The sequence below is a fragment of the Magnetovibrio blakemorei genome, assembly GCF_001746755.1.
In the GTDB taxonomy this organism is placed as follows: Bacteria; Pseudomonadota; Alphaproteobacteria; order Rhodospirillales; family Magnetovibrionaceae; genus Magnetovibrio; species Magnetovibrio blakemorei.
In genome coordinates, this window is sequence record NZ_MCGG01000068.1 from 1 (window position 1) to 15,595 (window position 15,595).

Genomic DNA, 15,595 nt, shown 5'->3' on the forward strand with positions numbered 1-15,595 from the left:
TCTGCGTCACGCGATTTTGTTGCTTCGAGAATCGCTTTGAGGACCTTCTCCACAGCGTTCAGGTCCTTGCCTGCCACGATGGTCGGCTTGTCCTTTACGGCGACGGTCTGACTGCCGTACTTCATTGTGAGGTTATAGATCACGCCTTTGCCGGTGTCCTCGGTCCACCACCATGGGCGGACACGCACCTCAATGTCTTTTTTCACACGACGACCACCTTCCTCCCGGTAGCGTGTTTTTTTCACCTTAAAGCCATCACCCTTCTTTTCTGCGACAATCGCTTGAAGTTGGGTTTCCACAGATTCTTCGAAAATATCCATGCAAGGACGCTGGCGAAGTTCAATCGCTGTCGGGCGTGCTGTGTTTGAAAAATTTAAATTGAGCATGATGTTCATTCCTTTCTCGTTACCATAAAGGGTAGCCGGGAATGAAATATCGTCAATACTTACGGCGAAAAAATAACAGAAATTGCATCATGATTTCATGCTGAACCGAATAAGTTCAATTTGCGTTCAACCTGTGTGGTGAAGTCTTGGAGGACCTCTTTTATATTTGGTGCCGTGACCTGTCCGTGCAACGAATCAAGACCTTCCCGTAGGGTCTCCCATGATTCTCTGGATGGGGAATGTCCATTGTATTCCAGCGTGTTCATATATGAGCGGGAGCGACCTAGATATATCCTGCTATAGTCAGCCCGATTACGTATAATTCTATGTAATCTCAGAAACTCAAAAATCCGCTCATGCAAAGGCAAGTGCGTCAGTTCAAAAAGTCTCATGATGGTCTCCTTTTTCCAATTCATAAGACTATTTATCATTGATGAAGCACAGTGAAGTTATACGGTGTATAAATAGAGCCATGACGGATGATCAGATCACATATGTAGCGGACGACGTATCCATATTTTGTTGATGGAGATAGAGGTGAATGTCCTGCTCACGAATCTTATCAAGGAATTTTATTAAATCGTAAAGGCTGTGTGCGAGGTGATTGATTGTCCACGTAGCCACCAAGTCGATTTCATTGCGTGCGATTGCCTTTAACAGTTGACCATGTGCGGGGCGTTTATCACGCCCCTTTGCACCAGCCATTCCTTCATCGATGAAAATATTGGTAATTCGCCATCCCAATTGGTCACCAACTTCACGAAGTTCATGTATTTGGTCTGCGACGGATTGTTGGTCAGCCGACACTCTGGCGTATATTGCAACTCGATCACTCATGGCTAATTCGAAGCTCCCTATTAGAATAGGGTATACTTGTTTCAAAATCTGTGAAGACTTTTGGAACAATTTATTTACAGTAGGCTATAGTTCATCAGAGTAAGAGACCTGGGAAAACGCCATAATGCTAAGATGCGGTGCAACATGGAAACCGTCCGAAATAAAACGGGTTATCGACACGTTTCCAAGCAGTACTCGTGTTGTTCAGGTTGTTACCGACGACGGGATCGGTTTTCTGAAAGGAATGGGCAACCCTCAGGGCAATCAGTCTTTAGCATGTGAACTCGTCGGCAGTGAGTTGGCTGCTTGGTTTGGGCTTGATACGCTTGAGTTTTCCCTAATACAGGTCTCAGCAGAAGATATTCTGCCATTGCATGGGGAGGGACGTAACGTCGAACCCGGACTCGCTTTTATAAGCAAATATATTGAAGGCGGAACATGGGACGGTGGCGATGTGTATCTCAGTAAGATGATATTGCCTGAAAATGTGTCTAAACTTGTTATTTTCGACACTTGGATCATGAATGCAGATCGATATCCGCCGGAAGACAGCTTCATCCCAATTCCCGCCAACCGTGACAATATTCTTTTTGAGTGTCAAAAACGCAATAAATTCAAATTGATAGCCTATGATCATACCCATTGTTTCGTTGAGGGTGATATCTGGGAGGAGTTAGGAGACCCCAAGCTAATTTGTGATGAAAGGATTTATGGAGAATTTCCAGAATTTTCCCCTTATATTAAGCGTGAGGCGATTGTTTCTGCATTGAACAAGCTTCGTCAGCTTGACAGGAAGACGGTTCAACGGATAGTCACTACCGTTCCACGAGAATGGGGCATCACTGACCGTCTGGTTAACGAGTGGGTTGATTTAATTTACAAACGTTCAATTTTTGTAGCTGATACTATTGCTGCGAAGTTACTTACTCAGGGTGAGTTGGGCATATAGAGGAGAGAAAGGATGAAAAAAGTGCAAGCATACTATTCGATTCTCCAATTTTGCCCAGAACCTGCACGTCTAGAGTATGTAAACGTTGGCATTTTCCTTTTCTGCCAAGATAAGCAGTATGTAGGTGTTAAGTTCTCAGAAACTCCTCGTCGGGTCGAAAAATTATATGGTCCTCAAAATCATGCTTTCTTTAATACGCTCAAAGATGCCTTCTCTGAACGCGTTCGAGTAGAGTTTTCTCAATTTCAAGAAAGGTCCCTGATTGAAAGATTTGCTTCAATGCGAGCCAACCAACTTCGCATGAGCAAACTTCTGCCAATGTCAGTTCTAGATCCTGATAAGGACCTCTCAGAGTTATTCTATGAATTGGTTGGTGTTGAAAAACCAAATAGCCGTCGTTCTTCGGTTCGGTCAAAACTGAAGAACATTTTCAAGGATGCAGGTGTCCTTGATTTCTTGGATGAGCCTGAGCCTGTTTCCTTGCCAGAGTTTGGCATTGATGTTTCTGTGCCATTTGGCTACCAAAATGGTTCTTATAATCTCATCGACCCTGTTCGTTTGGATCACGACGCCCCTGCTGACGCACTTAAAGAGGCTGGAAAAAGAGCTATTGAGGGAAAATGGCTTGAGGCTCATTTTTCTAATGAGCAAGCTAAGAAACGTCTGGTTGTTGTTGGTGACTTCGATAAACAACCTGACAATTTCTACAGAGCCGTGCTTGACTTAATGTCAGAGCATAAAGTTTCTCTTCATAGGCTAGATGCATTAGATTCGCTGCTTACAGATATTAAGCAGCACATGCCCCATCACTAATCACTTCACAATGTGATTTTCATAAACCCGCGATACAGCAGGTAGATGGGTAATACCCCCGAAAATTAGATGTCTTCATAAGTAGAATTTTCTCGTAACGTAAACGCAGGATCGGCGAGTTTCTCAAGTTTTGCGATCCGTTTATCAAGACTGTTAATATGGTCAGTCGCAAGAGCAATCGTTTTCTCAGCATCTAGTATTTTCTCCCGCCATACCTCTTGTTCAGAACGATATTCTTGCATCTTGTTGTTATAAGCCGTAACGGGATCGTCCTTAATTCCCTCGATGTAGTGTTGATTGAGTGTATGGGGAGCAACTTCACCATGTTTTTTTAGAAGTTTTTTTTCTTTCCTTTTACGGATTTTCTCATACTTTGGGTGGGTCTTAGCCCATTCTAATACACCTCCCTTGGAAGCTATCAACGATTCAAGAGGCACTTCAATCTCCTTGGGGATTGGAGGGATTTCGACTCCGATTAGGTCACACCTAACGACATCATGAAGATACAAAAAAACCCGATCTGTTAAGGTGCATACCCGTTTTACTTTCTTCTTGGGTTTCTGCTTCTCATGTGGCTTAGATTTTACATCTACGGGCTTTCCCGTATAGGGCAATTCTTCACCTGCTGACCATGCAACAGGCTCATGCCCATAACGCTTCATTTGAGCTTCTTTCCGAATTTTATCCCAATTCATCCGAGCCATTTATTTTTTCCATATAAATCAACGTAGCGATTAATATTTCCTACTCAGCCCCCAATGCCTTAAACACAGCATCCACGGGGTCCGAGTAAAATGACGTTTGGAACTTCGCAAATAGTTCACCGGGTACTGTCTGAATATCCCCCACTGATGCCATTGGGAGCAGGATACGCTTTCCACCAGAATCAAATGCCATCTGGAGGCATTCGGCTAAGTTCACGACTGGAACAATATTTCCTCCAAGGCTCATATCACCAAGAACGACGAGTTGTCCCTGTACTGATTTCTGGAGAACACCCGAGCAGAGGGCAACAAAGCTCGCCAGCGTCAACGCCTTGGCTGGACCAGTGTTGTGATGCTCAATCGTGTGCAGGTGAAAATCATGATCTCCCGCCTTGGCAGCAGCACTGACACGGCTAACATTGGCTTTGAAATAATCAAAGGCGACCTTAACCGCTTCCTTCGCAGCACTATTTGAGCCAAGCCCAGATACATTCAATTTCCCTGAACCCGCCGTGGTCTGCGTTTCCATCCTGTATAGTCCAAGATGACCACTGCTGCCTGTGGCAATCGTGTGGAGGACCCCGGGGTTCATAGGACCCTCTGGAATCAATTTGTCACCACCTTGCTCGGGAACTGTTACGAAGGTTTCATCCATCGTCTCCTGGTCGATATAGGAGAAGTGAACATCATAAAACTCCATTCCACCGATTTTCTTCAGTTGTTCCTTCACTCGGCGACGGGTTTCCAAGGCATAGGTCAGACAACGACGCACAGCCTCTTTATCAAATTCACCATGAGGGTAGAGAAGTTTTAACAGACCAGATACGGTCTTACGAACCGCAATGGTATCACGCTGGTTCAGGTTGTTCCCCAGCTTGAAATGTTTGTCAATGGCATCAGAGAAATTGCGTTTACGCATTTCCCGCATGAACTCTGCCAGATAATCCACGATCAAGCCGTACTGGTTCGTAAAGAATTCAGGACGCATCTTCGGAACTTCCCAGCCAGGAATGTACCCGTGGAAACGGTCAAAAAATGCCGAATCGATCATTGCTTCAGGAAATGGAGCCAACAGGTGGCTTGTTTTCACGAGCGTATCTACGGACTGATTGATGTTGCCGACAAAGACCATACTGGCATCGGCTGCAATGGAATCTCGCCCGCGAGCAAATGAACCAGATGCCATGAAGTCCTTCATGATCTGGACGCCATCTTTATCCTTGAAGGTAATCCCAGCGACTTCATCAAACGCCACTACATCCCACAAGCCAACCAACCCTACGGTACGGCTTCCGATATTGTAGAACAGGTTGGCGACTGTCGTCTGTCCACCTGAGATTAAAATGCTATTGGGGCTAATTTCCTTATAGATGTGACTTTTTCCAGTCCCACGAGGTCCGAGTTCACATACATTGTAATTGTTCTCCACGAATGGGATCATGCGAGCCAATAGATGCCACTTTGTGCGTTCATCTAGCGTTGATGGTTCCATGCCTGTTGAACGGGTCAAGACATCTAGCCATTGATCTTCAGTAAATCCTTTACGACCCTCAAATAGGTCATCCATGTCCATGTTCGGCATCTGGATCGGTTTAAGCTCACTAATGAGGAATGGTGATCCCTTCTGCCCCTCTTCGTAATAATACTGAATAGTGACGATGGACCAGATGCCACCTGCGAGCAGCTTTTCAAAGCTCTTTACCGTGCCAGTCGGAACCTCAACCCCTTTGGTGCCGAGGTTGGACAAGGTGGCTTCATATAGGTCCCGCTTTTCGTTCAGCTTTACCGTCACCTTATCTATAACTTTATAGCTGCCCCGCTCTTTGATCTTCGATTTCACCTTTTCGGCTTCATCGGGACGTACATAGTTCTCAGCCAGTATCTGTTTGACCGTCTGTAGACCTTCTTGGATGATCGCTTCATCATCGGACGCACAGTACATTCCAAGGAGATATTCGAGAACATAGACGGGAACGTTTGCCCCTTCTTTGACCAGCTTGGTGAGGTCTTTGCGAACGACACGTCCAGCAAAGTGTTGGTTTAGAAGGCTGTCTAGCCCCGGATCAATGGATGAGGTTTGTGCATCAGAAGTCATTGGTAAACGCCAGATCAATGGTTACATCGATGCGAGACTCTTCAATCTTAGTCTCAGCATTGCGGAGGACGAGTTGGTATGGGGTCGATTTGTTGTAATCTCCCCCCTTGAGAGCAAGGCTAACCCATTTGGTTCGTTCATCCATATCGTTGGATGTGCTTTCAAAGCTCACTACCTCGATATTGGTTATGGGTTCGTCGCCATCATAAATCGCTACTTGGAGTGTTACAGGTTTTACCCGGTTGCTCACAGATTCAGTCTGAATAAGTTTAAAACGGTGACGGTTCGTGGTGATCTTGTAGGGACCGTTCAGGACACTAATGGGGGCGTATTTGATCTTCGTCTTATCCTTGCCCTTACCCTTGATCTGTCGCACTACAATGACGGGGACTACGATTTCCTGAGGCATGGCACCACCATGGACGAAGCGAGACCCACTGACAAAATGGAACCTGTTTGCACCCTTTGGTATCCAGAATTCCATATCACCTTCTGCACCAGCGGTAATTTTTGTGCTGCCGTGCCAAACCGTTTCTTTTTTCGGCAATGATTGTCCGAGGAGATATCGTTTCTTCGCCTTGGCGTTTGCGGGTTTATCCCCGAGGCTACTTTTGTCGGTCAGTGTAGGTTTGCTCTCTTGAAATAAGAACCCGTGATCAGCCGTGACCACCACGTGTGTCGCACTCAGGCTATTGACGAGCATTTGTGTAAGATCACCAAGCTCGTTGATCGTTTTGCGAACAGCGTCGAAGGTACCGTCTTCCGTGGATGCTGAATCCCCAACCGCATCGATGACGTTGTGATAAATGTAAATGACATTCCACTGTTTGACAAAAGCACGACCATCTTCCTTCTTCATTTCCATCAGATCATTGGCACGGATAGCTATACCCTCTACGGCACCAAGGATTGCAGCACGGTTATCCAATGATGCTGTGGGGAGACCGTCTACCAACACAGCATCGGTATTTTTGTAAGAAAGCGTGTTGTGGGGGAGCAATGCCGCCATGCCCAAAGTGGTATATGAGGGCAAAACGCCTAGCTGAGATTCCAGCTTTGCTTCCATGCGGTACTTGCCATTCAAATGATCGGTCAGTTCCTGAGCGGCTTCATAGCGGAATGCATCACTTATGATGACGAAGACCTTCCGCCTATCAGCCTGATTGAGAACAGGTTGAACATGACGCTTGAAGAAGCGTTGTTGATTGGAAATGCCATCAACCTTCCACGCCGACAGCAAGGCTGATGGACCATTGTGTTCTAGGTGCTTACCCCAAGCCAGTGCAAGATTCGTGATGTACCAGTTCCCGTAAAAATCCTCGACCTTGGCACGTAGGCTCTTCAGCACATCCCAGTGCTTAGCCTCCGCATAGTCTGCGAATTCACAAAAGTGACGATATAATTGGTCAAAGCGGAAGAGGCTACCAGTATAGGCGTCATAAAGCTCTTTGGCAGTGCTGTGGTTCAGTCCAGCTTTATACAGGTTGCCAAGGGAGAAGAGATCAGCCGCTGCCATAACAGCATTGTAGACCGCATGCAGAGCAGATCGTGGAATGTCCTCACTTGAGGGCTGTGATCCCGATGCCCAATATCCATCTTGGCGTCGCAGTGCAATCTCTCTAATATTTTCGACGTTTACAGTATCGGGGTTATCCTCCACTCGCCCACGAAGGCTACTGGCGATACGCTTTTCCACCCCTAGGAATGTCATAACGTCGATGAGTTGCTCAATCTCATAATTCACAATGTGGTCATCGAGTTTAATAATCTCAGAAACCGCTTCGGATAGGACATCATAGCTATTGCTCTTGGTGCTGCTGTCCCGCCATTGAGCCATACAAACCACGGCATTAGATTGATGCTTCTGCGGGAGCATCAAATTCTGTAATGATGTTGGGATATCTGCGTTCAACTTGCTGGCAAAATCAGTCAGCATTAATCGAATGAGCAGATTGCGAAGAGATGGGGTTTCTTCCGAATATCCGAAGGTCCTATCCGCCATTTCCCAGAATGGGTTGGCTAATCCATATTTGTCGATATCATCCCAGATGCTCGGTTTTTCATCAATATCACCGCCATGCTCCTCAGCTAATGCGTGGAGTAATGTCCTTGTAATGTTGAAAAACTCAGGCTGCTCTGCCTTCACGATGACCGATAATATCTTTCGATCAATATCATCGGCATTGTCGTAAGGGGCAATCAACTTAGCAGTACGGCTGAGACGGTCCTTACTGCGAAGAAATGCCATTCGTTGAGCGATATGATCACACAATGACTGCTGTTGCAGTCCAAGTTGATCCAAAACGATGGATGCACGGTCAGCACGGAACGTACGGCTATAGAGCCGCATGTCGAGGAGCCAGTCTTGATCGGGATCGGGTTGATGAGTAGGGGAATATACAAGGAACCGAGCTTTCGGATTTTCCCGTTCCATAACCACCTTGGCTTCCAAGGCACCCATTTGATCTAACCGCAACAATGTCACGTCAGAAATTTCAGGTAGAGAGTCCTCAAACTCCCGCTGTGGGTCATTCCAAAACACAATACGAGAGCCTTCCTCGTAAAGTCGTGTCAGTCCAGTGATGATTTGTTGTTCATCCATCACTTGTCTCCAATTACAGCTTTAACCTCTGCGAGGAGGTCTCCGAATTTCCCGTAGTTGACCTTCACCCCATCATCGAGGTCTAGGTTGATACGTTGATCAGCGTAATGGCGAAGTTTATCGTCAAACTCGCTGAGTTCTGCTTTTTGTTTTCTGAGCTTGTCCTGCTCCTTCTCCAATTTCTTACGTGCTGCCGTTGAAGGTGCAGAGATAATGTCACCATCAAGTTGTTCAATCCGAGCAGTGATTTTGTTCTGAAGCGGTGTCACATAGTCCACCCGCATACGAGCAAGGGTTCCATCGTTATACCGATGTAGATACACAAGACATTCAAACGCCTTAAGCTTACCCGACGAGAACAGCCAGTAGATCGGGCGTTTTTTGTAAGTCTGTAGATGATCCTTGTAGAAGCCCTTGCTGAGATAGTTCCGGATGGTCTTTAGCGGATCGTTGCCACCGTTATTCGCCAAACTATCACCGATGAATTTCAGGTTTTCCTTCAGGGTTTCCGGCGACCACGCAATCTTCAGGAATTCTTCAAAACGCACGGTGACGTCATCGTCAAACCATTCGGTATCGGTGATGGGAATAATGCCGTCGTCATCGGCGGGGAAGTTGCCATAGCGGGATGGGTCGAACCCTTCATTCCCACTGTTGGCGTAAATCAACCCTTCCTCGGCAAGGCTATAACGCCCCATCATGCAGCCGAAGGCATAGGAAATGAGACGTTTGATATCATCTTCTCTGTCAGCACGGGCAAGGGTGATTTGATCTTCAGGAACATCGGGGGTCAGTTCGTCTTGAAGTCCATAGGCTTCGATGAAGAGGCGGTTATTTTTCTCTTCCAATTCCTTCATCGCCAGGATGTTTGTGTCGCAAAAGACTTGCCATTCCGCAATGGAAGCCTCAATTGTTGTTTTTTTCAAGGCATCGGAAAGCGTAGGTAGTGCTTGAAAACCCCATGATGTTTCAAAGGAATTCCAATCATTTTCAGCTATCTTAATCCGTTGGGGAGTGGCGTAATTAGTAGCAATGACCTCTTCGTCGCTTAGTGCAAATGGGATTCTTGACACATCTCCAACTTGGAACGTGATAGTTGGATTTATTGCATCCATATATGACGTTACCAACTTGCTGGATAGGAGCGACAAAACTGCAAACACATACTTTTTGTCCGGAAATGCGGATGATCCCTTAATATCAAACAAAAAACCTTTGGGTGTGTATCTTGCGGCGAACCCCCCATTGGTAATGTCTGACCATGTTATGCCTTCTTTAAAATAGTATGATGTGTTTTGCGGTCTGGAACGAACTTTCCCATTAGAATCAGTGAATGTTCGTATTTCCTTGCCGTCATTTTTCCAATTAACAATATATTCCTGGTTTCCATACCATTTTCGCCAGACGCCTCCTTTATTATATGGAAACCATTTTAGATTTGACGCCTCGGCTTCGGCAGCATTGGCAAAGGAGAATCCAATCCCATTGAAATCAACTTCAGACCACAATCGCAAAAATCGATCATTGTCTGCCGTAGCCAATCCCTGTTTCGGGGACGCTATTTCCCCAACATTTGTTCCCTTTGTAAAAGTTTTTCGGAATGCTTCGCTAATCCAATAGGCTATAGGGCTTCCCTGAATTGTCGTGAACGATATTGCCTTCTGATTAAAGAAATTTGGACTGTGTCGACTGAGGGCTTTTGGTGAACCGTCTTCATTGAGGTCAGCATGTCTCAGTTTATAATATGAAGCGGAAAAATTTGGGAGCGATGGATGCTGAAAGACGCAAGCTACCACCCCAAAATTTATCCCCATTGCCGTAGGCTTCTTTCCTTCATATACATAATGAATTCCGGATTTAACATGAGTGCTGCTCAGAATTTTTTTCCTCGCAGACTCGAAGCTAGATAAAAATAGCCAGCTTTCCATTGTGATTAGGGAAGCAAACCCATGGTCTCGAACTAAATTTATTGACCTCGAAATAAAGGCTGCAAACAAATCACCTCTATATTCTGGGAAGGAAGTTTTAAGGAAACCCTTAAGCCGAGAAGGCATCCCCTTCCCACCCATATACGGTGGATTAGCCACTACACAGTCGTATTTTCGCCCCAGCACGAATGCTTGCTCGACAAGCGAGCGAACTAACTCCACGGAATGCTCCCGCATCTGCCGCTGCAACAAGTCACCGCTGGAGGGTTGATCCAATAATTGCTCCAAAGCTGGCAACGCCTGCCTGATATTGTCGGGCACCGTGATCAACGAGCCGAAGGTCTTGGCATCCTCAAACAGACTAATCAGACTTTCGATGGTTCCAGCTTTAACTTCGCTGGACGCATTAGCCGCCAAGGTGGGCTGTGCCAACGTGTCCGGCAGAAGGTCATCACTTGCCACCAGTTCATAGCGTCCGCTTGGCAAAAGGTGTTTGGCGATATCCGCCGCATCCAGTCCTTCACTGGATTGAATCGCCATGACATTCAGGTGAACGGGACTGGAAAGAATACGCTGATCATCAGCACGAGCTTTCATCAGCAGGGCAAACCCCGCCATCTGTGCCGCACGGTCATCGATGTCCAATCCATACAAATTCTTTTCAAGAATGAGCCTTGGAATATCCTTCAGGCGATAACCACGCTCCAGATAGATTTGTTTGAACAAATCATAGGCTTCGACAAGGATGTGACCCGACCCCGCCGCTGGATCGAGCAGGGTTAGTTCTTCGGGATTCAGTTCCTTTGGCGTGATTTCAGCAAGTTGTTTCTGAACCTCTTCAGTCTGCTCAGCGGGTTCGATGTAATAGTCCATCTCCCCTTTCAGCGGAGAATTTGGATATGTCGCCATCCACTGATACCCAAGTGAGTTTTGGACCATGTATTTCACGATCCAATTGGGAGTGAATAATTGGGTTGCGGCAGGGATATCCTCGGACTTCACCACCTTGCCAATGACCTGATCTTTCTTCTCACTGATGTAGAACTGGTAAAGCCACCCAATGACTTCAATCTTTTGCCAATCGGCTTCATCAATCCCCGACACCAGGGTGCGGATCACGGAATCCGAATGAAGAAGGTTATCTGGTAGGAGCAGTTCGGTTTCATCATCAATGCGTTCAAACATGAATGGCATTGACGTATGCAGTGCATTGCACTGTGCCACAAGCAGCATGCGGTAAAGCTGCTCATCTTTGGTACCATCGAGTTTCAACTCGACCACGGTATCCTTGCTCAACCCCGGCAGGTCTACATGCTGTGCATGTTCGAGGATTTCGGGGTCTGACATTCCATCTGGATGGCTCAGCACACGATAGCCATGATCCAGATACCCATGGAGTTCCATGAACCTGATTGCCGCAAATCGGTTGAACCACGTATATGCGATCTCTTCCATGGATTGCTGGAAACCATGAAGTTTGATCAACTTCTCTAATGAACGTCGCTGAGTGGCAATCTTGCGGGGGAATGGTTGTCCACCAATAACAACCACGTCACCTTGCTCGTTCATCGGCTCAAACTGATCATCACCAGTGATACCAACCTTCTTCGCCCTGTCGGAAACCGCACGAATAAAATCCCGCCGTGCCTTTGGTGCGTAGTTTTTAAGTTGGTTCCGGCTCATATCAGTCCCCTGTGGTCATTTTATTATTGGATTTGAATGCGTTGATTGTTCGAAATGGCGTCTTTGAGTGTCCGACGTAGCTTCTCAACAAATTCATCCACCTCTTCCTCAGTTTCGAGGAAATGATTGACCATTTGGGATGGCTTCACGACTTTTTTAATTTTAGCTGGAGTGGGGATCGGTTTGTCATCCCCCTTCTTCTTTGCTTCTATCGTTGCAATTTCGGCATCGAGTCGTTCAAACGCCTCATACATCAAGTCCGACGCTTCATTTTGTGTCATGAAGATTTGAGCAATACTGGTCTCGTTTTCGATTTGCTTCTTAGCATTCTGCAATGGCGACAGGCACGTGTGGCTTACATCACCAGACACGCCTGATCCTTCAATTTTGTCTTTAACTGCTTCGATGTGTGCATCTATCTTACCTATGGCATGCTGACGACGGTTATCTAGAACCTGACCATTCACATTCCGTACAGTTTGAATGAGTTTTTCAGCATTGCTGATCAGCTTATACGGCGATGCGGCTTTGAGGATTTCTCCTATCTGCCTCAACGCATCCGCCGCCGCAACATCCTTCTCTAACTCTTTCCTGTTTGGTTCAAATTCACCAATAGCTCTACGAAGACCATCCCATGTGGGCTTTTGAATGGTGTAGAAGTGGTGCAGATCATGAAAATTATCGGATAAATCGAGAAGAGCCGCCTTAGAGCTATTGAACCGTTCGATGAAATCGTAGCTATCATGCTCAGAAAGCAACTTGTTGATGAGGATCAGTGCATCATCGATATGATTCTTGCCGGGGTATTCCCCTCCATCAGCAAGGTGCTTATAGCCGTTCAGGTCATGCTGCCATGACATGAGTTTTTCACGAAGGAACGTATAAAGTTCATCTTCCCCATCTGGACCCATTTTGGAGAAGACATCTTGCCCAAGTTTTCTCGCCGCCTGCAAAAGACCGCTATCGACGGTACGTCGTCGAATGATTTTTACACCGGGAAGCTTTCTTGGTGACACCAATGTATCGCCGATCCGCTCTAGCGGCATCACCGTACTATCGGTGACAAGGCTGACCTCCCCAAGCACAATCATTCGGGCAAGAATAAGGAGTGTTTCATTTTCCGGCCAACCATAAGGGCGGCGAGCATATTTTTTAACCAGTTCATCAACAACAACTTCATGATGTTGATCTGTGCTGAGATTTATGAACTTTCTAACCTCATCTACAGCCTTCGGATTTCCTTCTCCTCCCTGCAATTGCAGCGTTTGTGCGGAAATATCATTTGCTGCAAGTGTCGCTTTTATTTCCCTTTGGGGGTCAGGGACCAAGTGCGTCAGATAGGAGAGTTTACCAAACGAATTCTCAATTAAATAATCAAGTGCGTCTCGTGCGATAGCATCTCCATTTGCCCCTTTGGGGGTGATGGTTTGTCCAGCACAGAAGAATTCCGCCTCCAGAAGCATTTTTTCTAGGAGTTCCGTCAGTCGTACACGCCTATCACGGTTCTCTGAAGCACGCTCTTGCAGGATACGTTGGGTCGTAGCGGGCAAGGTCCCGTCGTTTTTTCGGGAAATAAACTTCTGAGTTTGGATGAAGGTTCTAATTTCCTTACCAAGCGTCAAATCATCTTTGAGCTTGATAATGACCTGTCCCCCATCTGCGGTACTTTGTCCGATGCACTTTGCTTCGCTGAAATATTCATATTCATCGCCAAGGGGGGAGATCACGGAAATCGTCAGGTCTCCTTGGTTCTGAATGCCCACGGCATGAGAATCGCACAGTCGGTTGAACGGGAAATCCTTCTTATTTTTTTCAAAGCGGTGCTTCTTCTGCCCCTTGAGGACATCATCAAAGATCAACTCACCAAGGAATTTCGTATCTTCCCCGGCATTCCACTTCATCCCCTTAATCTCACGGGAAATGTCACGCTCTTCATTGGTCAGGAAAAAGAAATTATCCCCGTTGTGGCTGATCAGAGTTTGGTTTTCAAGCCGTTGTAGGCTTTCCTCAATGTTCTTTTTGAGTGCCAACCTGTCAGCATCAATTTCATCAACGCAAAGGGTCACGAGGTTGTCGATGTTCCCCTTCATCTCGTCCACATAACGGATCAGGAAGAGTGTACGTAACAAGTTGATATCGAACTCTTGGAGGCTCGTATTATCGCCTGCCTGATCAATGGTCCGTTTAACCGCCGTGTCGAGGAAGCTCTCAATTGATGGGTAGAAGAGGTAAAACGGGACTAAGCTACCAACGTTGCCATCTGCAATTTGCTTACCCGCGAGTTGAAATGCGTCGAGCATTGAGCGTTCACCACGGCTCAGGTGGAGACCCGTTGCCCCTGCCTTGCGAATGGTTTCAAACACTTTTTGTACCAATTGGAATTGGTACGGGGCAAATGGGTAGTTGGCGATGAAATCTTCTTCGTCTTTAAAATTCTTGAACGTCATACCCGTGTTGGAGAAGCTTAATTGATGCTTCAAGATGTCACCTTTCGCACCATACGTCTTGGCAAGAGCGGTTTTCGCGTCGGGTGTTTTGTCCAGCAAGCGTGCTTGGATAACTTCATCTGTGTTTGAACTGGATAATGAAAGGCGGGTTTTAAACCGACCTTGAATCTTTGAAAAATCATTAGCCTTGGATGCTTTGACTTCACCAATAACTGCATCAATATCCTCTTGAGAGGTTACCACCACCCAAGCACGTCCCTCGCATTCGGTTCCAAGCCGTTCCGTAATGGTCTGAAGGCTGAGCATGAGATGTGTATCATCTCCTATATACTGACCAATTTCATCGACCAAGAAGATAATACGGTGCTTTGGTCCTTGCTTCTCCAGGTACTCCTTCACCCATTTGACGAAATTATCGATATTGAGGGTGAAGTTCTGTTCTGCGTTCTCAAGCCACTTGGTTGATGCTTCTATGCTCTGTTCTAACGACTTAGATAAAGCCGCAGTTAATTCGTCTTGTTTGAAATGGTAAGCATCCCGCTCATCAAGCCAATTTGAACCGCTTACCTCTTTGTATGCGGCATAAAACGTATCCAGCTTGCCTTTGCTCTCAAGGTATCTCTCCATGTCGGCGATGACAGGGTGATCACCGCTATATCCAAGGAGATCATTGAAGACCTTCAGGAACACAGACAAAATGGCATCACGGTTCTTCGTGCTGTCAGCCTTACTATCAATGTTGAACAGAATGACATCCGTATCGCTGTGGACGGCACGTTTCATGTCCCCGTAGAGAGATGCGTCAACGATTTTGCCATCAAAAAATTCAACGGCTTTCTTCGTAGAACCGTTCGTCGCGACTTCTCTGTTTTCAAGAAGGTAAGAGAGAATTTTGATGAAGTGAGATTTACCTGACCCGAAGAACCCTGAGACCCATACACCAACCTTGCCAGTAATCTCCGAGCTTTTGGGATTATCAATGGCATTCAGATATGCGGAAAAGAACCCACGAAGGTGTTGGTCGAGTTCCTTGGTGACAACATACTCATCAAGCTCCTGCCAAACCGATTCACCATCAAGCTGATCAGCCTTCACAACGCCATTGATTGGGCGAAAGAGGTCTTTCTGGAAAAGGTTTCTGATCTGCATAA

At 46.3% G+C, this 15,595-nt stretch carries 10 protein-coding genes; 2 read left to right on the plus strand and 8 right to left on the minus strand.

What is annotated here, in order from left to right; all coding sequences use genetic code 11:
* From BEN30_RS15320 to BEN30_RS15330, 3 genes are all read right to left on the minus strand, one after another.
* Positions 1-395 (minus strand): hypothetical protein (locus BEN30_RS15320; protein ID WP_069959198.1); only part of this gene is annotated, 395 nt, incomplete at its 3' end.
* 86 nt (positions 396-481) lie between these two features.
* Entirely contained in the window at positions 482-817 is a 336-nt protein-coding gene (locus BEN30_RS19255) for a DUF6626 family protein (protein WP_069959199.1), read from the minus strand.
* A 52-nt stretch (positions 818-869) separates the two neighbouring features.
* Complete coding sequence (locus tag BEN30_RS15330; protein ID WP_139135071.1) at positions 870-1,223, minus strand: recombinase family protein; 354 nt, start codon at positions 1,221-1,223, stop codon at positions 870-872.
* Between the two features lie 124 nt (positions 1,224-1,347).
* Between BEN30_RS15330 and BEN30_RS15335 the strand changes: the two genes are divergently transcribed.
* Together BEN30_RS15335 and BEN30_RS15340 are read left to right on the plus strand one after the other, a co-directional pair.
* The gene (locus BEN30_RS15335) at positions 1,348-2,172 is read left to right on the plus strand and encodes a HipA family kinase (RefSeq protein WP_069959201.1); all 825 of its coding nucleotides are present in this window, start codon (positions 1,348-1,350) and stop codon (positions 2,170-2,172) included.
* Positions 2,173-2,184: 12 nt separating this feature from the next.
* Positions 2,185-2,985 carry a DUF3037 domain-containing protein gene (locus tag BEN30_RS15340; protein ID WP_069959202.1) on the plus strand — a complete coding sequence of 267 codons (801 nt, stop codon included), beginning with the start codon at positions 2,185-2,187 and terminating at the stop codon, positions 2,983-2,985.
* 65 nt (positions 2,986-3,050) lie between these two features.
* Here BEN30_RS15340 and BEN30_RS15345 read toward each other — a convergent pair whose 3' ends face one another.
* Genes BEN30_RS15345 through brxC form a run of 5 tightly spaced genes read right to left on the minus strand, consistent with a single transcriptional unit; the run spans position 3,051 to position 15,593 of the window.
* Positions 3,051-3,689: a hypothetical protein gene (locus BEN30_RS15345; protein WP_069959203.1), complete on the minus strand. Its 639-nt coding sequence runs from the start codon at positions 3,687-3,689 to the stop codon at positions 3,051-3,053.
* A 40-nt stretch (positions 3,690-3,729) separates the two neighbouring features.
* Positions 3,730-5,784, minus strand: coding sequence for a protease Lon-related BREX system protein BrxL (brxL, locus tag BEN30_RS15350; RefSeq protein WP_069959204.1), 2,055 nt, complete (start codon positions 5,782-5,784; stop codon positions 3,730-3,732).
* Positions 5,774-8,386 carry a BREX-1 system phosphatase PglZ type A gene (gene pglZ, locus BEN30_RS15355; protein WP_069959205.1) on the minus strand — a complete coding sequence of 871 codons (2,613 nt, stop codon included), beginning with the start codon at positions 8,384-8,386 and terminating at the stop codon, positions 5,774-5,776. The genes brxL and pglZ overlap by 11 nt, the downstream gene beginning before the upstream one ends.
* Positions 8,386-11,997, minus strand: coding sequence for a BREX-1 system adenine-specific DNA-methyltransferase PglX (pglX, locus tag BEN30_RS15360; RefSeq protein ID WP_069959206.1), 3,612 nt, complete (start codon positions 11,995-11,997; stop codon positions 8,386-8,388). The genes pglZ and pglX overlap by 1 nt, the downstream gene beginning before the upstream one ends.
* A 23-nt stretch (positions 11,998-12,020) precedes the next feature.
* Positions 12,021-15,593 carry a BREX system P-loop protein BrxC gene (gene brxC / locus BEN30_RS15365; RefSeq protein ID WP_069959207.1) on the minus strand — a complete coding sequence of 1,191 codons (3,573 nt, stop codon included), beginning with the start codon at positions 15,591-15,593 and terminating at the stop codon, positions 12,021-12,023.
* Positions 15,594-15,595 lie beyond the last annotated feature (2 nt).